The sequence below is a fragment of the Burkholderia sp. MSMB1588 genome (assembly GCF_001546925.1).
In the GTDB taxonomy this organism is placed as follows: domain Bacteria; phylum Pseudomonadota; class Gammaproteobacteria; order Burkholderiales; family Burkholderiaceae; genus Burkholderia; species Burkholderia humptydooensis.
The window spans coordinates 1-17,540 of record NZ_LNJS01000002.1 but is presented as its reverse complement, the minus strand read 5'-3'; the positions used below and the strand labels follow the sequence as shown (position 1 = coordinate 17,540).

The following is a 17,540-nucleotide window of genomic DNA, read 5'->3' as shown; positions in this document are numbered from 1 at the left end:
CAGGATGACCGAGAGCGCGGCCATGTGCCGGTTCACCGTCGCGCCTGCTACCGGACTACCGCGGTACTTCTCGGCCGCCTTCGTCTCGATCAGCGCCTGGATGCGTTCGCGATCGATGTTGCGGACGTTCTCTCCCTTCAGTTGATCCGTTAGCCAGCGCAGGCGCTGTTTGGTGGTCTCCAGCGAGCGCTGATGCTGGTTCTGCTTGAGCCAATGCACGACCGCCGCGTCCCACGTTACGGCCGGCCGCTCGCCGAGCTTTTTTTGCCGCCAGTAATCGCTCGCAACCTTGGCGGCAAGTTCTTCCGCCGCCCTACGGTCCGAGGTGCCAGAAGATTGTCTAATTCGCGAGCCGTCGATGCTGAGGTCGAACCACCAAGGGCCATTTTTTTGTCGCTTGTAGAACCGCATTTCCCACCTGTTTTTTCGTATTGCTGTCTGAGCCAATCTATCACGTCGACATCCACGAGAACCCACGCTCGACCGATCTTTGCGGCCGGCAGTCCGTGGCGGCGGATGCATTCGGACACGGTTTCGGGCGTCGTGAACAACCACGCTGCCGCGTCTTCCAGATTCATCGTTCGCATCTTGAGCGCCTCACGTTCAGGCCCGCGTGGAAGGGATACACGCAGCGCAACTCATGGAATGATGGTTTGAGGTCGTTTTTATGGGTAACTGTTTGATTCAAAACATATTCGTCTGCCATCAATTGCCACCATTCAGGCATGGCGACCCTCAAAAACTCGTGGCCTAAAAAATAGGCAGCATCCTTCACTGATGGCAAAACGCACCCGACTCGTGGCACGGCTTTTCGGCTGATTTCCTGCCCTTCTACGTATTCTTTCTTCTTCTTTTTCAATGAATTAGAGAGAAGAGAAAAAGGAGCGACGGCGGCCGACGCAAAAACCTGACTAGTGGCAAAAGCGGCTCGACTAGTGGCAAATCGAGGGAGACTCGCGGCGGCAGTCCTCTCAACAATCAAGGACTTACGAGCGGACACCGTCGAAATCCACGATTCGCGTGCGCTGCCTGCCCGGTCGCTGTGGAAAAATCCGCCCGCGCGGCCCCGCTCCCTCTCGGCTCGTGCTGTTGCCCGGCCGTTTCGACTCGCTGGGGGGACGGGGGGAAGCGAACCGAACGGCGGCCGCGTGACGACGCGCGCCGACTGCTGCGCGCCTCGGCGCACGCGGCGGAAACCCGATTTCAGGGCCGCTGCGCGGCCGGAAAGAACGGGAGAAGGGGCACGGCCGCTCGGCGGCCGCGACGGCTGAGACGGCGTCATGCGTGGCTCCGCTCGAGTGCGTCGCTCGCCAGGTCTTCGCGCACCGACACGTGGAGGCCGAACGCGGCGAGGCGCTCGAGCGAAATCGGCGTGAGATACGGCACACGGCGGGTGTAGATGCGCCGCTCGACTTCCTTCTCGCCGACCACGACGCCGGCGTGCTTGAGCTGCGCCTTGAACACACGATCGGACTTCACGGGCAGGCCGTTCCATTTGTCGCGCAGCGCGCTCGTGTGCGCGAGGTGGTCCATCACGTGGCCCGTGCGCAGCAGCAGGCAGAACTCGCCGTCGACCGTATCGAAGGTGTACGGATGCTTGTAGTTGCCGCCGTCGATTTCCGACAGCACGGTTTCCATGATCCAGACCCACGGCTCGCGATCGGCGCTCGTCTCGGCGACGTGGCTGTTCATTTCCGCGAGCAGGTCATGCGGAAAGCCGCCCTCGCTCGGGTCCATGCCGGCAAACTCGCAGAGATAACGCCAGGCAAGGGCGACCGCCGCGTAGTTGGCGGCCATGCGGTTCGCGCCATCATCAGCGCCACTCGCGATGCATTTCGCAAGTGCCTTGTCGCGCAGCGTTGCGTAATGCTCGAGCACGGCGCGCTTGTCGAGGCTCGCGAGATACTCAAGCCACTGCCGAACCGGGAAGCGCGGCAGGTCATCGGGCATGAGCGGCCCGCGCTTGCCGGTCAGCGTCGTGCGCACGAGCTTGCCGAGCAGGCTGCGCACCGGCACGTCCTCGCCGGCCAGCATCACGGGCGCGCACAACAGGTATTCCGTCATGTCGGTGCCGCGGCGCGTCACGGTGTACTGGTAGTTCTCCTGCAACAGCCCGACCGCCTTGTCGATCACGTCCTGCCGACGCGCGGACAGTTCCTCCCATCCGACCGGGTGGCTCGTGTGGCTGATGCTCGTGAGCAGCCGGAATTCGGTTTGCAGCGATTGCCCGGAGAACATCGTGAACGCGAGCGAGCGCTCGAGGCGCTTGATGAGCGTCGACTTGCCGGCGCCCTTGTTTGCCTGGATCGTGATGTGCGGCCAGAAACCGAGCAGCGCTTTCAGGTGCCCACCGAGCGCCCACACGAGCGGGATGGTCGCCGCGTTCTGCTTGAACGTCGTCTGGTAGGCCGTGATGACGCGGCGTGCGTCGCTGACCGGGCCGCTCGGGAACGTCAGGTTGTGATACGGGCACTGCTTGTCGGCTTCGGTGAAGTAGCAGTCCGGCCCCTCGTTGACGATCAGGCGGCCGTCGCGCCATGCAAGCCCGACGAAGTTCGCGGCCTGGCGCGCGCCGAGGTCGGCTCCACGCTCAAGTATGTTGACCATGCGCTTGAACGGCGCCGGCGCCCAGATCGGGCCGAATTTGCCCCACTGGTCGACGTTGTGGAGCTGGTCGTCGAGCATCACGCGGCGGACGAGCTGCGCGCCATGCCGCGGCGTCTGCACGGACACGGCGAAGTAGACGGTCGGCGCCTGGTCGGCGTCGCCCGTCATCGTCGACGTTGCGCTCGCGACCGATACGCGGCTGATGCCGGCGATGCGAAAGCCGCACAGGTCCGTCATGACGGGCGTCTCGACGCCAGATTCCTCGTTGCGGTCCATCTTCGTGATGTAGCTCGTGAAGTCAGGACGCACGCGGAAGCGCCAATACTGCGCGAAGTCGTGCGACGGCAGAAAGATGCGCGGCCGGCCGCGGCGCGTGGCGTCGCCGGCGAGGCCGGCGATGAGCCATGGTTCGAGCTGCTCGAGCGCGCGCGCCAGCTCGGCCGGGCCGCGCAGTTGCAGGTAGTCGTTCACGTCGTTGATCGGCTGCTGCTTCGTTTCGCCGTCCGCCAGATCGGCGAGCCAGCCGGCTTGGTCGACGAGCACGGCGCTGATGTTAAGGCTCGCGAGACGCTCGTAGAGCGCCCACGCGGCTTCCGGGCCAGGACGGTGGCCGGCGCGCGGATGGCCGTCCGCGAACGGCTCGTCGTTGTCGAGGCAGATCACGACTTGCTTACCGCGCAGCGACGAGAAGTCGATCGCGTCAACGTTGGCGAGGCCGCGCAGCGCGAGTGCCGCTGCGCCGGGCATCGCGCAGGTGTCGATCGACAGCGCATTGATTGCGCTTTCGACGATGAGTACGCGCTTTGCCTTGTCGAGACGCCGGGCGTCGGCGGTCCAGCCGTAGCCGGCCTTGTCGCCCTGTGTCTGCGTCTTGACGCCGCCATTGAGCGCCGGGTCGACGTAGCGCATGTCGACGGCGACGACGCGGCTGTCGGCCGGCTCGCGCACGATGAATGCGGCGGCCGGGCCGGCGTGCCCGACTTCGCCGGCGGCGACTTTCGAGCTCGTCCACGTGTTGAAGCCGAGCGAGCGCGCGGCGAACGCGGCGTCGATCGCCGCGGCCGAAATGCCACGGCCGCCGAGGTATTCGCGCACGCGGTCCCGCTCGGCGAGGCATCGATCGGCGATGTATTCGACGGTCGACTTCTCGCGGCGCTCCGCCGGCGCCGGTCGATCGAGCGGGATGCCGTAGGCGTCGTGCAGGTAGCGCACCGCGTCGGCGACCGTGCCGCCGCGCGCGTGGATCACCAGGTCGATGCACGAGCCGCCAGCATCGGCGCTGTGATCGCGCCAGCCGGTGCCGTGCTTTGGGTGGTTCACGTAGATCGACAGGGACGGGCTTTTGTCCTCGTGCTGCGGTGAGTGATAGAGCGCCTTGTCGCCGCCGCGGCCGCGCTTGAGGCCGAGGCGGTCGGCGAGGTCGTGCAGGTCGATTCGTTGTTTCAGTTCGTCGATCGTGGCCATTTCTGTGTTTGCTACTTGGGTTGCTGCGGTGTGCGGTCGGTGGGGTTGCCGGTCGTGGCCGGGCTGAACACGATGGCGTGCAACGCCGCGGCGGATTCGGGGAAGGCGAGGGCGAGGCGGTCGCTGAGCGCGGCGACGAACAGGCCGAGCATGCATTGCCGCTGAAGGCTGCCCGGCTTGTTGTCGAAGCGCAGTGTGCCGGCGGCCGCGGCGATCGCGGAGGCGAGCGCGACGTCGTGCGGCGCGCGGGTCGGGTCGTGTTTCATGAGGGAATCCTCCCGAGAATGGCGTGTTCGTTCTGTTGGATTCGATGCACCGCGATTTGCAGATTGGCGCGCGCCGTCATAGCTTCATCGAGCATGTCGCGCAGCCGGCGTTTGTTGCGCTCGAGGTTCGCGGCCGCGTGGGCGATCGCGGCGTCGCGCGTGGGGCCGACGCCGGCCGCCATGCCGGACGCAAGATGCGTGACGGCCCACTTTTCGGGGTGGCCGTGCGGCGCGTGGCGCTCCATGTGAACGCCGAAGGCTGCGCCGGCCTCGTTCGGAATCACGACGTGGTCGCCGCTCACAGTGCGTAGGCCGGCCGTGGTCATGAGCTCGTAGCGGATCGATGCGGCCGTCATGCTCACCACTCCCCGGCGAGGCCGCCGAGCTCGTCCAGCAGTTGCCGGACTTTGACCATGAGTAGAACGATCGCCCATGAGCCATGGTCATTCGTTCGAATCTCGTCGATCATTTCGAGCATCCACTTCCGTTTGGATTCTTTGATGAGGCTGTCCATTTCGTTACCCCCGCGGCGGAACGGACCAGGCGAGCGCAGCCACCAGGGCGACAAATGCGACGACGCCGACCAAGAACGCGATCAGGCGCGCATGTCGAACGTCGAACAGGCGCAACACGTCAGTGGTCAGGCAGTGAATGCCCGTGAGCGAAAACGAGAGCATCAGCAGTACGCCGACGCCGAAAACGTAGGGTTTCATCGTGTGGTTCCTCATGTGTGCGCCGGCGGCCGGCGCAGGTGGGTCAGTCGTCGGTGTCGTTTGCCGCGCAGCGCTTCGCGTCGAAGCTGCGCCGCAAGCGGGCGTATTCGCGGTCCTGCATCGCGCGCGCCGCAGATTCGACGACAAGGCGAACCGCGGGCGGGGCCGTGTCGAAGTCGCCGACCATGCGCAGGCGCGACCAGGCCGCGCGCAGCTCGAGCTCGGAGAGAGGCGCGCGCATCGTGGTCAGTGCAGGAGCCTGAGCGCCTGCGCGAGCCCCTTGTTGCTGTTCAGCACGTTCTTCAGGGGCTTCGTGAAGTTGTCGATCATGTCGAACATCACGCGCAGTTTCAGGGCGTTGTCCATCGTCACTCGTTTCCGCTACGTATCCGGGCGCGCTCGCGCCAGTCCATCAATTCGGCCAGGGAGAAGCCGTCCATCACGGCCGGCGTCCATCCGCCAAACACGGTCGCAATATCGGCCATCGCGTCTTCTACGCGCTCCGGGATTCCATGCTCGCTTTCAGCGCCTTCGGCATCAAAAAACCCGCGAAGATACCCCCCAACGCCACGAGGTCGGCCGGGTCCATGCTGGCCACGTCGAATTCGGTCAGCGTCGGCGTGCTGATGCGCGGCAATACCTTGCGCAGCGCGTCGACATCGAGATTCACGAGCGCGGCGAGCGACGTGCCGCGCAGCGCGCCCGCGGCCGGCTTGCGCAGCGTCACCTGCGTAATGGTCTGCCCTTCGCGCTCGATCGGCGTGTCGAGCGTGTGCGTGTTCTCGTCGAGCGCGGCGTGGCCCGTCGTTTCGATGTTGGCGCTGTCGATGGTCGTCATGGTGTTTCCTGATTGAATGTGAAATTGGAATGGCCCGCATGCGCCGCGGGCGTGCGGTTACAGGCCCATCGCGCGGCGAAGGTCCGACGCGAGATCCATGCCGTTGATCTTCTCGACCGCGTTCACGAAGTCGAGCTCGATGAGGTCGCGCCCGTTCACGGTCAGCTTGTAGTAGCTGGCGTTGGTCGTGATCTTGAATTTGGTGTCTTCTTTCGCCTTCGCGGTGCCCATGTCGATCTCTTCGTGGCGGCCCTTCACTACTACTTCGATCTGGTCGTGCTTCTTGCTGTCCTCGCGACGATAGCCGCCGGCGAAGCGCAGCAGCACGCCGTCGTGCTGTACGGCGCCGTACTGTTCGAGCACTTCGACCATGAAGCCGCCGCACGTCCACTCGAGCTGGAGCTCTTCGCTGCCGTAGTCGATTTTCACGGGGCCGGTCATGCCGCTGCCCTGCCACGCTTCCATCTTGCGCTTGAGCTTCGGAAGGTTGGGCGACCACCAGCCGACCGCGCTCTTGCTCGCGTAGTGGTAGCCGTCGAGGGGGCCGAGGCTGATATGCGCCTCCCCGGCGCCTTGCCCGACAATCAGGTCGCGACCGATCTTGACGTTGCCGCCGAAGACAGCGCCCGCACCGCTGCCGTCGACGATCACCTGTCCCGTCGTCAGCGACCACGAGAACGGCCGATAGTCGTTGTAGGTGCCGTCCGGCGCGCCCTTCGGCGTCGACAGGAAATAGACGCTCCATCCGTCGTTGCGGATGAGCGCGCCGTAGCCTTCGCAGACCGCGCGGAACTGGCCGCCGGCGCCGCCGGCGTCGATCGCGCGCGCCGTGACGCCTTCCGACGCGTCGACGCCGCCGCGCACCTGCAGCGCGGTCTTGCCATCATCCGCGCGCTCGCCGATCAGCACGCGGCCGCCCGACACGAAGCGCGCGACACGCTTCTGCTTCGCGTCGCTCGCCGCATCGTTGTTCGTGCCGTCGTTCAGGCAAACGTCGACGTACTCGCGCCCCCACGCGCCGGCGTCGAATCCCGCGCGCAGCGTCGCGACCAGGCGCGGGCTCAGATCGGGCAGCGCCGCGTCGCCGAACGTGCCGAACAGGCGCGCCTTGCCAGCCTTGCCGACGCCGGCTGTCTTCGGCGACACGTCGAGCTGCGCGGCGCGCTCGTCGACATCGGCGACGACGCGCACGCGCCCGTCGAACGTCGCGCCCGACAGCGCCGCGTAGCGCCGCCTCGCCGTCTTCGGCGTGATCGCGCGCGTGTCGTCGTCGCCGGCGTCCACTTCCGCCTGCGTGGCGAGCTCGACCACGCCCTTGCGCTCGGTCGTCGCCGGCGGATTCAGGAACGTCGCCGGCCCGAACTCGAGCTTCGCCGCGTCGATCGTCGCGAAAACGACATCGGTCGCGAGCAGCATCATTGCCGCGGGGGATTTTTCGAGAATCGTCGTGTCCTGCACGTACACGGCGAACAGCACGCCGTTGTCGAGATACAGGCCGAACGCGTACAGCGAGTATTGATCGCCCGTGTCGTCCTGGATCACGACATGCACCGTGTCCGGCGCGACGTTTTCGCCGCCGAACGTGGTCACGCGCTTGCGCTCGTTCGGCAACGTTTTCATGCCGCGGTCGAACGCGAACGGCGCAGTGCCGAGCCCGATTTCGACGACGCGGCGCGCGGTAGTGCCGGTGTTGCCGCCGGCGACCAGGGCCGCGCGGCCGGCGTCGGTGATGTTGATGAGCATTCCTGCCATGTCAGATATCCGTGAGGGACAGGCGGCGATACACCGCTGCGCGCGCGCCCGCGCCGATGCGCTGCGTGCCCGTCGCGCTGAAACCCTGCGTGAACGTGTAGTGCGCGGTACCGCGCTTGGCCCGGTCAACTTCGGCGATGATGTCGGCGACGTATTCGGCGGTCGCCGGGATGCCGTCGCGCGCGCCAACCGTCATCAGGATTTCGAACGTGCCCGGCCGGCCCTTCGGCGTCTTCTCGAACCACTCGCGCATCGCGACGTTCGCGCCGAACGACGCGCACACTTCGCGCACGGCCGCGGCCGTGCCTTTCTTGCGCGCGATCCGGATCGCCGCTTTCACGCGCGCGCGCTTCACCTGTTCGGGCCAGTAGTCCTTCCACGTCTCGACGCCGAGGTGCCACGCGAGCCACGGCAGGAACCGCAGCGGGATCGTGTCGGGATTCATCAGCGTCCCGATGTCGACTGGAATCTCGCTGATACGCGCGTTCGTCTCCGCAATCCGGCGTTCGAGCGCGGTCGCGTTCGGGGGCAGCAGCGAGGTTGCCAACCTAGTCATCCGCGACCCCGCCGTCGATCAGTTCGATTCCCGTGCAGTACGGCGCCTGCTCGTGCGTCACGGGAACGCCGCCCGCCGGCGCGTCGAGCAACACCTTTTGCACGCCGGCGACGCGCATCGCCGCGTGCAGGCCGTCGACCGTGATTTCCATGCCGATGCGCCGCATGTCCGCCGCGAACCTGTCGGTGCGCTTGCGGGCTTCCGCGAGCGCCACGCCGCGATCCGGCCCGGAGAAGAAGCGCAGCGTCGCGCGGATCGCATACGGCACGACTTTCGCGCTCTGCACGATCACCTGGTCGGTTTGCGGGCGCACGCCTTCGAGCGCCGCGCGCACGATGTCGATGAGCGCGTCGCTCGCCGTGCCGTCGCCTTCGCGCGACAGGACCGTGACAACCATCACGCACGGCTCGGGGCTGCGCGCGGACGCGGACAGTACGCGGCCGTCCGCCGCGCGCGCATGGAACACGTACGCTTCTTCGGGGCCGGCGACGGAGAAGCCGCGCGGCGCGAGCTGCACGCGCTCGCGCAGGCTGTCATCGTCTTCGTCGACCTGCTCGACGTCGTGCTCTGGATCGGCCGCCGTGATCACGAGCCGCTCGACATCGAACAGCGCGGCGAGGTGGTCGAGCGTCGTGCCGCGCGCATAGGCGAGCAGCACGCCGCGCGATTTATCGTTGATGAGCTGCCGCAGCAGGACTTCGCGATAGGCGTTTTCTTGGAGGACGCGCGTCACGGGCTCGGATTCGAGCGCGAGCGTCGCGGCGATTTCCGCCTGGTGCTCGACCGGATACAACGACACGAGGCGCGCCTTGCGCTCGGCGAACAGCGTCTCGAAGTCGAGCGGCTCGACGATGTCCGGCGCGGGGAGCTGCGAAAGATCGATGGGCGTGCTTCTCACGCTGTTCCTCCGTTCGTCATCGGCACGCGCAGCGAGACGAGCTCGTCTCGCTCGTCGGTCCATCCCTCGATGTCGACGAATTGCCGGCCGGTGAAAGCATCGGCGGCGGCCGCCGAAATCTGAACGCGCGTGACGGTCAAGCGCGGCTCCCACCGTATCAGGGCGGTTGCGATCGCCGCATACAGGCGAATCCGGGTCGCGCCGTTCGCCGGCGCGTCGATCAGGTCGGGCAGTTCCGAGCCGAACGTGCGGCGCTGAATGCACGAGCCAAGCGGCGTCGAGACGATGCGGCCGATGGACTGCGCGAGGTGATCGAGCCCGGACATCGAGCGACCTGTCTCTGCGTTCATGCCCCTCATAGCGGCGGGCTCACTTCGGCCGATTCGCCGCGTGCCTGGTGTGTGTGGAACGGCACGCTCTTGCCCATCGAGCGCACTTCGCCCGTGAAATCGGCCGCGCCGTCGATGCGCATGACGTGGCCGCCGCCGGCGCTGCCCGAGCCCGTCATGCCGGACTCGAACACGAGCGGCCCTTTCACGAGCAAGGCTCCCGTGCAGGTGGTCTGTTCAGAGTCGAGCGTGACCGACGCGGCCTTCACGGTCGCCGATTCCGTCTCGACCGTGACCGACACGGGCGCGATGAGGCGCACCGTCGCGCCGGCGGGCAGTTCGGCCGTGAGCGCATGCGCGTCGTGGTCGTAGCTCACACGCGCGCCGTCCGCGTAGACGCGGGTGTGGGTGTTCGGCAGGTGGTCCGGTGCGGGGAACGTGTCGGAGAACACGCCGCGCAGCGCGACGCCTTGCGCAAGGTCGCCCATCGCGCCGAGCACGACGACCTGCTCGCCCTTCGTCGGCGGCAACCATTCGCGCGTCGCGCCGGCCGCGGGCGTGAGCCACGGAATCCAGTTCGTTTGCAGGCCGTCGTCGTCCGATTCGCCGATCGCCACGCGGCAAAGCGCCGCCTTGTGGTCGACATCGAGAATCGAGCCTTTGCGCACGGCGTTGCGTGCTTGCCGTTGAATTTCGTTCGCATCCATACCGGCAATGGTGCCGGTCGCCCGCGCGGGGCGCGAGCACTCGCCTTTGTCGTGCCGCCGGGTACAGCGTGCTCGTGATCCGCGCGGCGAATCGGGCGTCGACAATGGCCGCTAGACACACGCAACAGCGCGTGCGGCTCGGGCCGCGCGCGCATTTCCACTCTCGCAACACGATGACGATTCACGCTACCGACGCCGCGCCCGCGGCCGATCTCGCCTCACTACTCGACCGACTTCACGCAATGGATGCGCTCACGCTCGCGCGCATGCTGCCCGACGCGTCAATCGACATGGTGTTCACCGATCCGCCGTATTCGTCGGGCGGACTGCACACGTCGGCGCGCTCGCGGCCACCGAGCGCGAAATACATCAACAGCGACACGAAGACCGTCTATACCGACTTCGAGAGCGACAACATGGACCAGCGCGCGTGGGCGTTCTGGTGTCACGCCTGGCTGAGCGAATGCCGCCGCGCGTTGAAGCCGGGCGGGCTGCTCGTGAGCTTCATCGACTGGCGCCAGCTCCCGACGCTGACCGATGTCGTGCAGGCGGCCGGCTTGATCCTGCGCGGCGTCGCGGTATGGGACAAGACGCCCGGCCGCACGCGGCCGCGGCGCGGCGGCTTCGCGCAACAGGCCGAATTCGTCGTATGGGCGAGCTGCGGCGCAATGCGCGACTGCGATGTGTATCTGCCGGGCGTGTTCCCGTGCCGCTTGCCGTTGCCGAAGCGGCACGTGACCGAGAAGCCGCTCGACATAGCGCGCGAAGTCGTGCGGCTCGTGCCGGCCGGCGGCGTCGTGTGCGATCTGTTTGCCGGCTCCGGAGCGTTCCTCGTTGCGGCGCGCGAGGCGGGGCTGCATTGGATCGGATGTGAATCGAACGTCTACTACGTCAACATCGCCCGCAGTCGCTTACGCAAAGAGGCGGTACACGTTCCGGGCTGAATTTGGGCCAGATATCGCCGTGCGGCTGAACTGAACTCAAAAAGTGAGGGACACCGGCCAATATCGAACCGTCGGCGAACAGGCGCCCCCCAGTATTACGATCGAATGTACTTGCTTTTCCGGGGCGCACGGTATTAGCGGAACTGTTCCCAAGGACCTACAACTGTAGCGCGGGCACGCAACATTCCGTATTGGTCCCCCGTATAGCCAAGTTCCGCCGAGACGTACAGTCCGTTCGCTTGCGATTGGATCGTTGTGCAACCCATGCCACAGGAGCCGAACGAGAACTTCTCCCACGGCCCCACGACGGAAGCTCGCGCACGCAGCATCCCGTACTGGTCGCCCGTGTAGCCGAGCTCCGCCGAGACATATAACCCATCGGCCTGGGATTGAATTGTCCAGTATCCGTCGCTTGCGAAATTGCAGACCGTGTATTGCTCCCATGGGCCCTTCACGGTTGCACGGGCGCGCAGCATCGCATAGTTACTCCCGGTATATCCCAATTCCGTCGAAACGAGATCATGGTTGGCGATCGACGTAATGGTCACATTCTGCGTGCACGTAGGGCTGACCAAGTTTCGCACAGTGGGGGCCGAAATCACGCTCGATAAAGTTGGGGCAGTGAGTGCCGACCCATCGTCTGCGAACACCGAAGTTGAAGGCAGTACAAGCCCGAGCGCTACGTTTGCTGACATGGCCAGATGTAAAAAACGATTCCAAATATTTGATTTCATTTTTACCCCAAATGAATGTTTGATTCGTTGGTGGCCTAAATGCACGTATTTAAATGGATTGGTTTTGCTGGCTCAATCAATGGGGCGTCGACAACAATCGCCGACGCCATGCGAAAGATAGATCTTTTTTTGCGCAAATCAAGGCTATTTTATTTGTAAAATATCAACCCAATGATGATCATAATTTTGGTAAATTATGCAGATAATATTGAGGAATTAATTTTGGAAATTTCACTAATCTATAAGAAATTCGAAGCGCGTGATCTCTCGTGATCAGTGATTCAAGTGCCGTAACAACCGATCTCGCAAAAGCTCGCGATCGGCATCCGCGAAACCGAGCACGACGCGAACCGGATACTGCGCGAGCGGCCCGCCCGGCGCGACGGGCGCTTTCTGGCCCTCCTGGTGGACACGTGCGATGCGCGACAGTCGATCGTTGAAGCCGATCGCGAGGCCCGTGCCGTCGACATCGATGCGCAGATAGCGCGCGGTGCGTAGCTTCCGGAACATCGCCTCGCGCTTCACACGGCCGGCCTTCTCGCGCAAGCGCTTGCCGCCTGCCTTCACCTTCCGCGGCGCATAAGCGGACCCGTCCGGATTCCGCTGCGCGGCCACGCGCGATTGCTGCGCGCGCCGCAGATCGCGGCCAAGCTCGCGCAGCAGTTGACGGCGGGCCGCCGGCGACAGCTTCGCGAGCAGCCCACCCGCCCACCGTTCGAGCGCCTGAAGATCGTCCGTCATGCAAGCCACTCGTCGGCTGCGTCGTCGATGTGCTCGACTGTCCGGTTGCCGGCTGCGTCGGTTCCGACCACGACGCTTTCCGACAGCTTCACCTTGAGCCCGAGGTCGACGGCGTTGTTCGACAGGATGTCCGCGACGAACGTCATGCCGTTGCGGCGCTCGTCCCGATTCGTCACGAGATCCGGCTGATTCGCGCGCGCCCATTCGACGACGGCGATCATCACGTCGTCCGGGTTGCCGATGAAGTCGCGAATGATGATCTCGCACTCGTATTCATAGTCGAACGACGCCGTGCGCGTGCCCGTCGCCTCGATCCGGCCTTCGTTGACAAACACGAGCAACTGGTCCGGCGAGGCGTTGAGCTGCGGCAACGCGGCGACGAGCGCCGCGCGCAGGCTGTTCGGCTTATTCATGGCCGTCCGTCCGCCGCACGCGCGCCTGACACGTCGCGATCATGTCGACTTCGGACGCGCAGCGCGCCCACGCCGCGCGCGCGACGTGCAGCGCGTCGCTCAGCTCACCGTTGGTTCGCGGCGCCATCGCCGGCATCGTGCACGGCGTCACCGCCGCGCATTCGTTGAGCGTAATCGTCGGCGCCATTGAGGGCGGGGCTTGCGTGCAGGCGCACAACGTCGTCAGGCAGAGCGCCAGCAGCCCAGGCGCGCACGGCGGCGTTTTCATCGATCAGTCTCCGCAGTTCGTTTCGATAGGTCGCGAGCGTCGCGTCGACGCCGGCGCGCGCACGGTCGAGTTGCTCGCGCTGCGCGTCTTTCGCCTTGGCATCGGCCAACAGACGCTCGATGACGGCAGCGCTCGCTTGCGCCTCGTGTTTCGCGCGGCGCGCGTCGTCGGTCGCCCGGTCGAGCTGCGCGCGCAGCGCGCGGCCGTGCTGGCAACTCGCGACGAGCGCGGTCAACGCGAGCAGCGCCAGCCACGGCATGAGGCGCGTGAAGCTCATGCGGCCGCCTTGCCCGCGCCGGCGTACTTCGCATACGCGCGGTCGAGCTTCACGTCATACAGGTTGATCGCGAATTCCGGGCCGTTGTAGCCTTCCGCGAACGCCGCCCACTTCCGGGCACGAAGCGCGACCAACAGTTTCTTGTCGGCCGCGACGTACCGCACGAACGCGTCGAGGTGCTCGGCTTCGCCCAGCTCCATACGGGACACGAATTCGTCGACGCTCGCGTAGTTCAGGCGCTTCCAGTGGTACGCCATGATCTGGAACGCGCCCCAGCTCGCCGACTCGTAGGCGGACGCCGCGTCGATCCGCGCCGCGGTGTCGAGCCGCACGTATTCGGCGGCGCCGCCCTGGTAGCCGCCGCGCTTCGGATTGACGACGCCCGGCCAACGCGCGGCGGCCGCATCCGCCGCTTCCTTGCCGACATTCGCGACGAGCCGCTGATACATGACATGCCGCTCGAACAGGATTTTCGGCCGGCCGTCGTCCAGAAAGCCGACGCCGCGGGACTCAACTTCGTTGACCGCCCGCACGCATGCGACGGATACGCCGAGCGTCGCGGCCGCGCGCGCGAGGTCGGCGTCGGTCAGGTGCTTGGGGTCGCGCTGCCCGCTGGCGAGCACCCGGTACGTCTTCGGGCCGGCGATGCCGTCGACGACAAGGCCCGCGGTCGCCTGCAACGTCTGAACGGCCCGCTCGGTCTGTTCGTCGTAAAGGTGCGATACGTCGACCGGGTAGCCGGCGCGCACGAGCCGCTGCTGCAGCAGCCCGACTTCCGCGCCGTGATCGTTGAATCGAAGGATGTTCACGCTTCGTCACTCCGTAGAAGGCGCGCGACGTTGCCGCGCGCGAGGTACACCAACACGGCGAGCAGAACCGCGAGCGCCGCGTGAAAGAAGCCGGTCGGCTTCGGATGAAACAGCAGTTCGATCGCCGAGCCGCCGGAAATCGCGACGATCACCCAGGCCGCCCACGCGACGTGGAAGCGATGCCGCGCGCCGTTCTTGCGGTAGGTCAGCACGCGCACGATGACGGCCAGGTGCGCGGCGAGCGCGACGAGTGCGGACGAGACATGCACGTCAGTCTCCCTTGCGAAACAGCGCGAACAGGTCCATGCCCTTCACGCGCTCGATCAGCGTCAGCGTGACCGCGATCACGAGCGCGGCCGCGAAGAACGCGGCGACGCCCGTCGAGCGGATCGGCACGGCGTGGATGATTTCGGGTGCGGCAAGGTAGCCCATCACGAGCGAGATGAGCATGTACGCGGCGCGCTTTGCGAGGCCGAGGTCTTTCGACGTGACGACGACGAGCGCCGCGCCCGCGAACGCGCCGATCAGCGCGTCGCCGTCGACGCCCGGCGCGATGCCGGCGAGGCCGACCGCGGCGAACAGCGCCGCGGCCGAGGTGGTGTTCGGTTCAGCCATTCATTCGGCTCCGGTCAGTCAAACAGTTGCAATAGCGGCGTGGTCGTCTCGATCGCGCTGCGCTCGGGCATCTCCACGACGGTTCCCATCGGCAGCACCACGCCGAGCTCGGCGAGGCCGGGGTTCGCCTCGAGCACGGCTTCGACCGTGCCCGCCGTGCTGCCGTAGTGCCGCCAGCACAGCGCGTCGAGCGTCTCGCCTTGCAGCGCCGCAATCTTCATTCGCCGAGCGCCTGCCCGTCGTGATCGAACAGGCCGAGCACGCGCGGCTTGATTCGGGCTCGCCGGCGCGCGAGCACGGCGGCTCGTATGGCCGCCTCCGCGCCGGTGCGATCCGAGCAATAGGCAATCTCCAGCCAGAACAGGCCAGCGACGCGCTGCTGCACCTGGCACGCGCCGGCGCAGAACAGTTTCCCGCCGCGCACGCGGGACTGCGCAAACTGACGAATGCGGTACAGGGGGCGGGCCATCAGATCAGCTCCACCGTCGAGCGCGCGAGGCCGAGAATGTCGCTGATCGCCCATCGCGCAGCGCGGCGCGAATCGTCGACCGTCGACGCCAGATCGGCCGCAACCTGGCCGCCGCTCTTCGTCGTGTCGTAGCCGCGGTACTTCTCGGTCACGTCCGCGAGCGTCAGGTGGTACACCGCGCGCCGGTAGCGGGCCACGTGAGCCGATTCGCCATCGATGCGCGGCGCCGGCGCGTCGGCGAGCGTCGTCGCGCCCGCCGCGCGCTGCCGGGCGCGCCACGCGGCGAGCTCGTCGTTCACGGTCAGCATCGCGTCGCGCGCGGCGTGCCGCAGCCGCTCGGCCGTCACGGTGCCGTCCAGGCGCATCGCGTCGCGCAGCGCGGACAGATCGATGTCCGGGAAGAAGCCGTCGTTCGTCAACGTGCCTTCGATCGGCGTCGCCGCGACGGCGGGCGCGGCGGTGGCAACAAAGCTGTTCATGGTCGGTTCGCAATGAGGTGGCGGTGGACCGGCGCACCAGGTCCGTAACCGTCAGGCGTAGGGCCTGGGCGCCGGTGCCGCCATGCCGAGGTGGGCTCCTTACGTGCCGTCGGCGCCGTCGCCCCGACGGCCCGCGGCTTCGACCTGCTTCGTCAGCCGGTCGATGTCCTTTTTCACGCCGACGCGATCGTTCAGCGCGACCGCGCGGCGCAGATAGTCGAGCGCGCGCGCCGGCGCGGCGGCCTGCGTCGCGTAGCCGAGCGCCTTGTACAGCTTCGCGCGCACCTGGTCGTGCATGTCCGCGTCGCGCGTCAGATCGTCGACGAGCTCGAGGCTCGCCGCGTCGAACGTCTCGCCGTCGAGGAACGACGACAGCGCGGCGTCGGCGAACTGCTCGGCGACGAGCGACGCGAGCGAACGCTCGAACTGGTCGGGCAGCGTCAGGCCGTGCGCGAGCGCGTAGGCCGCGATCGCGAGCGCGCCGTCGAAGTCGCTGGCGTCGATGCGCCAGACCATCACCGTCACGAGCACGTCGTCCTGCGCGCCGCGGCCGCCGCTCAACACGCCCGCCACGTAGTCGGCGTACTCCGGCAGCAGCTTGCGTTTCAGCTCGATCTTCCGCTCGATCGACTGAATGCCCTTGAGCGCGCGGCGGTCGGCCGCGAGCTTCGCGAGCATCAGCTCATAGGCGGTCGCGCCCTTCATCGTCGCGCCGGGCGACACGGCGGCCGCCGCGCGCGCGGCCGAGACGCGATTGAAGTGCGCGCGGGCGGGCGTGTTGATCGTCATGCCGCCACCAGTTCGATGTTTTCGGCCACGCAGCCGCAGCCGAAGTCTTCGACCACGTAGGCGTCGTTCGACGATTCGTAGTTCTCGATGCGGTCGCGCTTCGGGTTGTCGATCAGTGCACGCCGGCGCGCGCCTTCCTGGAAGTAGATCGACAGGTTATCGAGCTTCGTCACCATCAGCGCGCGTCTCGGGAAGTGCGGCACGCGCACGGCCGGCAGATTGCCGATGCGCTTCTGGCTCACGATCAGATCGGCCGCGAGCTGCTCGGTCGGCGCCTGCGTCGCGTTGACGATCGGGAAATACTTGTCGTGCAGCAGCTCGCGGCCGCAGATCACGACGAGGCCCGTGTCCTCCTGGAACCACGGGTCGATCATCGACGAAACGATGTCCATCACGAGCGCGTCGAGGTTCTCGTAATCGCCCGCCTTGCCGACGAGCACCTTGCCGGCCTGCTTCGCGCCTTCGTGCAGCACGCGCTGCGCCGCGCGCTCGCGGTACTGTTGCAGCCAGCCGATGTTCACGTCCTGCAACAGCGGGTTCGCCTGGCGGTCAGTCGTCGCGGCCGCCTTCACGCCGTTCCAGCCGATCATGATGCGATCGACCGCCCCCTGGTTGAGGATCACGTCGCGGATGCGCTGCTGGAAGTCGGCGAACTTCGCCCACATGTCGAGCTTGCGATACGGAATCGCCGTGTCGTAGTCGGTCTTCTCGCAGCGGTAGCGGTTGCTGTCGAGCGCCGTCGGGTCGATCGGTTGGCGCGCGGCCTTCGTCGTGTCGGTGCGGCTCGCGATCGGCCGGACACGGACAGGCCGAGCTTTTCGCCTTCGAGCTCGGTCACGGGCAGCACGTTGATGCGCTTGAGAAACTCGCTC

26 protein-coding genes and 5 pseudogenes are annotated in these 17,540 nt (G+C 66.4%); 1 reads left to right on the top strand and 30 read right to left on the bottom strand.

The window, feature by feature from the left end; all coding sequences use genetic code 11:
- Positions 1 to 236: 236 nt before the first annotated feature.
- The 17 genes and pseudogenes from WS92_RS36165 to WS92_RS33650 form a co-directional block, all read right to left on the bottom strand.
- On the bottom strand, positions 237 to 578 hold the full coding sequence (locus WS92_RS36165; RefSeq protein WP_197420769.1) for a helix-turn-helix domain-containing protein: 342 nt from the start codon (positions 576 to 578) through the stop codon (positions 237 to 239).
- Positions 575 to 1,282 carry a Baseplate J family protein gene (locus WS92_RS33655; RefSeq protein WP_197672283.1) on the bottom strand — a complete coding sequence of 236 codons (708 nt, stop codon included), beginning with the start codon at positions 1,280 to 1,282 and terminating at the stop codon, positions 575 to 577. The genes WS92_RS36165 and WS92_RS33655 overlap by 4 nt, the downstream gene beginning before the upstream one ends.
- Positions 1,279 to 4,071 carry a toprim domain-containing protein gene (locus tag WS92_RS28305; RefSeq protein ID WP_059933000.1) on the bottom strand — a complete coding sequence of 931 codons (2,793 nt, stop codon included), beginning with the start codon at positions 4,069 to 4,071 and terminating at the stop codon, positions 1,279 to 1,281. Before WS92_RS28305 ends, WS92_RS33655 begins: the two co-directional genes overlap by 4 nt.
- 11 nt (positions 4,072 to 4,082) lie before the next feature.
- The gene (locus WS92_RS28300; RefSeq protein ID WP_059932998.1) at positions 4,083 to 4,337 is read right to left on the bottom strand and encodes a hypothetical protein; all 255 of its coding nucleotides are present in this window, start codon (positions 4,335 to 4,337) and stop codon (positions 4,083 to 4,085) included.
- Entirely contained in the window at positions 4,334 to 4,693 is a 360-nt protein-coding gene (locus WS92_RS28295) for a hypothetical protein (protein ID WP_059932996.1), read from the bottom strand. The genes WS92_RS28300 and WS92_RS28295 overlap by 4 nt, the downstream gene beginning before the upstream one ends.
- Before the next feature lie 2 nt (positions 4,694 to 4,695).
- On the bottom strand, positions 4,696 to 4,851 hold the full coding sequence (locus WS92_RS36010) for a hypothetical protein (protein WP_156443008.1): 156 nt from the start codon (positions 4,849 to 4,851) through the stop codon (positions 4,696 to 4,698).
- A gap of 4 nt (positions 4,852 to 4,855) precedes the next feature.
- On the bottom strand, positions 4,856 to 5,050 hold the full coding sequence (locus WS92_RS28290; RefSeq protein WP_059933187.1) for a hypothetical protein: 195 nt from the start codon (positions 5,048 to 5,050) through the stop codon (positions 4,856 to 4,858).
- A gap of 43 nt (positions 5,051 to 5,093) precedes the next feature.
- Positions 5,094 to 5,291 (bottom strand): hypothetical protein, encoded by a 198-nt coding sequence (locus WS92_RS28285; protein WP_059932994.1) that lies wholly within the window; start codon positions 5,289 to 5,291, stop codon positions 5,094 to 5,096.
- 127 nt (positions 5,292 to 5,418) lie between these two features.
- Complete coding sequence (locus WS92_RS28280) at positions 5,419 to 5,535, bottom strand: GpE family phage tail protein (RefSeq protein WP_009914998.1); 117 nt, start codon at positions 5,533 to 5,535, stop codon at positions 5,419 to 5,421.
- An 8-nt stretch (positions 5,536 to 5,543) separates the two neighbouring features.
- On the bottom strand, positions 5,544 to 5,888 hold the full coding sequence (locus tag WS92_RS28275) for a phage tail assembly protein (RefSeq protein WP_059932993.1): 345 nt from the start codon (positions 5,886 to 5,888) through the stop codon (positions 5,544 to 5,546).
- 57 nt (positions 5,889 to 5,945) lie between these two features.
- Positions 5,946 to 6,377 (bottom strand): annotated as a pseudogene (locus tag WS92_RS36160) (phage major tail tube protein); the annotation flags it as partial.
- Positions 6,378 to 7,631: pseudogene (locus WS92_RS28270) on the bottom strand (phage tail protein); the annotation flags it as partial.
- Between the two features lie 10 nt (positions 7,632 to 7,641).
- On the bottom strand, positions 7,642 to 8,196 hold the full coding sequence (locus WS92_RS28265; RefSeq protein WP_061083905.1) for a phage tail protein I: 555 nt from the start codon (positions 8,194 to 8,196) through the stop codon (positions 7,642 to 7,644).
- Positions 8,189 to 9,094, bottom strand: coding sequence for a baseplate J/gp47 family protein (locus WS92_RS28260; RefSeq protein WP_061083904.1), 906 nt, complete (start codon positions 9,092 to 9,094; stop codon positions 8,189 to 8,191). Before WS92_RS28260 ends, WS92_RS28265 begins: the two co-directional genes overlap by 8 nt.
- Positions 9,091 to 9,453: a GPW/gp25 family protein gene (locus WS92_RS28255; RefSeq protein WP_059934214.1), complete on the bottom strand. Its 363-nt coding sequence runs from the start codon at positions 9,451 to 9,453 to the stop codon at positions 9,091 to 9,093. The genes WS92_RS28260 and WS92_RS28255 overlap by 4 nt, the downstream gene beginning before the upstream one ends.
- Positions 9,450 to 10,130 (bottom strand): phage baseplate assembly protein V, encoded by a 681-nt coding sequence (locus WS92_RS28250; RefSeq protein ID WP_059934211.1) that lies wholly within the window; start codon positions 10,128 to 10,130, stop codon positions 9,450 to 9,452. Before WS92_RS28250 ends, WS92_RS28255 begins: the two co-directional genes overlap by 4 nt.
- A pseudogene (locus tag WS92_RS33650) lies at positions 10,052 to 10,285 on the bottom strand (hypothetical protein); the annotation flags it as partial. The gene WS92_RS28250 and the pseudogene WS92_RS33650, both read right to left, overlap by 79 nt.
- Before the next feature lie 18 nt (positions 10,286 to 10,303).
- Here WS92_RS33650 and WS92_RS28245 point away from each other — a divergent pair.
- Complete coding sequence (locus tag WS92_RS28245) at positions 10,304 to 11,074, top strand: DNA-methyltransferase (protein ID WP_061083903.1); 771 nt, start codon at positions 10,304 to 10,306, stop codon at positions 11,072 to 11,074.
- 134 nt (positions 11,075 to 11,208) lie between these two features.
- On the opposite strand, the gene WS92_RS35335 is transcribed toward WS92_RS28245, so the two are convergent.
- The 13 genes and pseudogenes from WS92_RS35335 to WS92_RS28180 all read right to left on the bottom strand — a co-directional run.
- Positions 11,209 to 11,808: a fascin domain-containing protein gene (locus WS92_RS35335; protein ID WP_141668109.1), complete on the bottom strand. Its 600-nt coding sequence runs from the start codon at positions 11,806 to 11,808 to the stop codon at positions 11,209 to 11,211.
- A gap of 273 nt (positions 11,809 to 12,081) precedes the next feature.
- Positions 12,082 to 12,549, bottom strand: coding sequence for a phage virion morphogenesis protein (locus WS92_RS28235; protein ID WP_082744162.1), 468 nt, complete (start codon positions 12,547 to 12,549; stop codon positions 12,082 to 12,084).
- Positions 12,546 to 12,962: a phage tail protein gene (locus tag WS92_RS28230; RefSeq protein ID WP_059934815.1), complete on the bottom strand. Its 417-nt coding sequence runs from the start codon at positions 12,960 to 12,962 to the stop codon at positions 12,546 to 12,548. The genes WS92_RS28235 and WS92_RS28230 overlap by 4 nt, the downstream gene beginning before the upstream one ends.
- Positions 12,955 to 13,230, bottom strand: coding sequence for an Rz1-like lysis system protein LysC (gene lysC, locus WS92_RS36850; RefSeq protein ID WP_242425367.1), 276 nt, complete (start codon positions 13,228 to 13,230; stop codon positions 12,955 to 12,957). Before lysC ends, WS92_RS28230 begins: the two co-directional genes overlap by 8 nt.
- Positions 13,151 to 13,489: pseudogene (gene lysB / locus WS92_RS28220) on the bottom strand (Rz-like lysis system protein LysB); the annotation flags it as partial. The gene lysC and the pseudogene lysB, both read right to left, overlap by 80 nt.
- A 14-nt stretch (positions 13,490 to 13,503) precedes the next feature.
- A complete protein-coding gene (locus tag WS92_RS28215; protein WP_061083855.1) occupies positions 13,504 to 14,316 on the bottom strand; it encodes an N-acetylmuramidase domain-containing protein in 813 nt (270 codons plus the stop codon).
- On the bottom strand, positions 14,313 to 14,585 hold the full coding sequence (locus WS92_RS28210; protein ID WP_004524440.1) for a phage holin family protein: 273 nt from the start codon (positions 14,583 to 14,585) through the stop codon (positions 14,313 to 14,315). Before WS92_RS28210 ends, WS92_RS28215 begins: the two co-directional genes overlap by 4 nt.
- 1 nt (position 14,586) lies before the next feature.
- On the bottom strand, positions 14,587 to 14,931 hold the full coding sequence (locus WS92_RS28205; RefSeq protein WP_004553021.1) for a putative holin: 345 nt from the start codon (positions 14,929 to 14,931) through the stop codon (positions 14,587 to 14,589).
- A gap of 14 nt (positions 14,932 to 14,945) precedes the next feature.
- On the bottom strand, positions 14,946 to 15,152 hold the full coding sequence (locus WS92_RS28200) for a tail protein X (RefSeq protein ID WP_010112635.1): 207 nt from the start codon (positions 15,150 to 15,152) through the stop codon (positions 14,946 to 14,948).
- Entirely contained in the window at positions 15,149 to 15,400 is a 252-nt protein-coding gene (locus tag WS92_RS28195; RefSeq protein WP_059929023.1) for a hypothetical protein, read from the bottom strand. Before WS92_RS28195 ends, WS92_RS28200 begins: the two co-directional genes overlap by 4 nt.
- Entirely contained in the window at positions 15,400 to 15,879 is a 480-nt protein-coding gene (locus WS92_RS28190; RefSeq protein ID WP_059929026.1) for a head completion/stabilization protein, read from the bottom strand. Before WS92_RS28190 ends, WS92_RS28195 begins: the two co-directional genes overlap by 1 nt.
- 99 nt (positions 15,880 to 15,978) lie before the next feature.
- Positions 15,979 to 16,668 carry a phage terminase small subunit gene (locus tag WS92_RS28185; protein ID WP_059934699.1) on the bottom strand — a complete coding sequence of 230 codons (690 nt, stop codon included), beginning with the start codon at positions 16,666 to 16,668 and terminating at the stop codon, positions 15,979 to 15,981.
- Positions 16,665 to 17,540, bottom strand: a pseudogene (locus WS92_RS28180) (phage major capsid protein, P2 family); the annotation flags it as partial. The pseudogene WS92_RS28180 and the gene WS92_RS28185, both read right to left, overlap by 4 nt.

What these genes read in the sequence shown, in the direction of transcription:
- WS92_RS36165 (WP_197420769.1), bottom strand. Translation starts at nt 578, where the DNA reads ATGAATCTGGAAGACGCGGCAGCGTGGTTGTTCACGACGCCCGAAACC.
- WS92_RS33655 (WP_197672283.1), bottom strand. Translation starts at nt 1,282, where the DNA reads ATGACGCCGTCTCAGCCGTCGCGGCCGCCGAGCGGCCGTGCCCCTTCT.
- WS92_RS28305 (WP_059933000.1), bottom strand. Translation starts at nt 4,071, where the DNA reads ATGGCCACGATCGACGAACTGAAACAACGAATCGACCTGCACGACCTC.
- WS92_RS28300 (WP_059932998.1), bottom strand. Translation starts at nt 4,337, where the DNA reads ATGAAACACGACCCGACCCGCGCGCCGCACGACGTCGCGCTCGCCTCC.
- WS92_RS28295 (WP_059932996.1), bottom strand. Translation starts at nt 4,693, where the DNA reads ATGACGGCCGCATCGATCCGCTACGAGCTCATGACCACGGCCGGCCTA.
- WS92_RS36010 (WP_156443008.1), bottom strand. Translation starts at nt 4,851, where the DNA reads ATGGACAGCCTCATCAAAGAATCCAAACGGAAGTGGATGCTCGAAATG.
- WS92_RS28290 (WP_059933187.1), bottom strand. Translation starts at nt 5,050, where the DNA reads ATGAAACCCTACGTTTTCGGCGTCGGCGTACTGCTGATGCTCTCGTTT.
- WS92_RS28285 (WP_059932994.1), bottom strand. Translation starts at nt 5,291, where the DNA reads ATGCGCGCGCCTCTCTCCGAGCTCGAGCTGCGCGCGGCCTGGTCGCGC.
- WS92_RS28280 (WP_009914998.1), bottom strand. Translation starts at nt 5,535, where the DNA reads ATGGCCGATATTGCGACCGTGTTTGGCGGATGGACGCCGGCCGTGATG.
- WS92_RS28275 (WP_059932993.1), bottom strand. Translation starts at nt 5,888, where the DNA reads ATGACGACCATCGACAGCGCCAACATCGAAACGACGGGCCACGCCGCG.
- WS92_RS28265 (WP_061083905.1), bottom strand. Translation starts at nt 8,196, where the DNA reads ATGACTAGGTTGGCAACCTCGCTGCTGCCCCCGAACGCGACCGCGCTC.
- WS92_RS28255 (WP_059934214.1), bottom strand. Translation starts at nt 9,453, where the DNA reads ATGAGGGGCATGAACGCAGAGACAGGTCGCTCGATGTCCGGGCTCGAT.
- WS92_RS28250 (WP_059934211.1), bottom strand. Translation starts at nt 10,130, where the DNA reads ATGGATGCGAACGAAATTCAACGGCAAGCACGCAACGCCGTGCGCAAA.
- WS92_RS28245 (WP_061083903.1), top strand. Translation starts at nt 10,304, where the DNA reads ATGACGATTCACGCTACCGACGCCGCGCCCGCGGCCGATCTCGCCTCA.
- WS92_RS35335 (WP_141668109.1), bottom strand. Translation starts at nt 11,808, where the DNA reads ATGAAATCAAATATTTGGAATCGTTTTTTACATCTGGCCATGTCAGCA.
- WS92_RS28235 (WP_082744162.1), bottom strand. Translation starts at nt 12,549, where the DNA reads ATGACGGACGATCTTCAGGCGCTCGAACGGTGGGCGGGTGGGCTGCTC.
- WS92_RS28230 (WP_059934815.1), bottom strand. Translation starts at nt 12,962, where the DNA reads ATGAATAAGCCGAACAGCCTGCGCGCGGCGCTCGTCGCCGCGTTGCCG.
- lysC (WP_242425367.1), bottom strand. Translation starts at nt 13,230, where the DNA reads ATGAAAACGCCGCCGTGCGCGCCTGGGCTGCTGGCGCTCTGCCTGACG.
- WS92_RS28205 (WP_004553021.1), bottom strand. Translation starts at nt 14,931, where the DNA reads ATGGCTGAACCGAACACCACCTCGGCCGCGGCGCTGTTCGCCGCGGTC.
- WS92_RS28200 (WP_010112635.1), bottom strand. Translation starts at nt 15,152, where the DNA reads ATGAAGATTGCGGCGCTGCAAGGCGAGACGCTCGACGCGCTGTGCTGG.
- WS92_RS28195 (WP_059929023.1), bottom strand. Translation starts at nt 15,400, where the DNA reads ATGGCCCGCCCCCTGTACCGCATTCGTCAGTTTGCGCAGTCCCGCGTG.
- WS92_RS28190 (WP_059929026.1), bottom strand. Translation starts at nt 15,879, where the DNA reads ATGAACAGCTTTGTTGCCACCGCCGCGCCCGCCGTCGCGGCGACGCCG.
- WS92_RS28185 (WP_059934699.1), bottom strand. Translation starts at nt 16,668, where the DNA reads ATGACGATCAACACGCCCGCCCGCGCGCACTTCAATCGCGTCTCGGCC.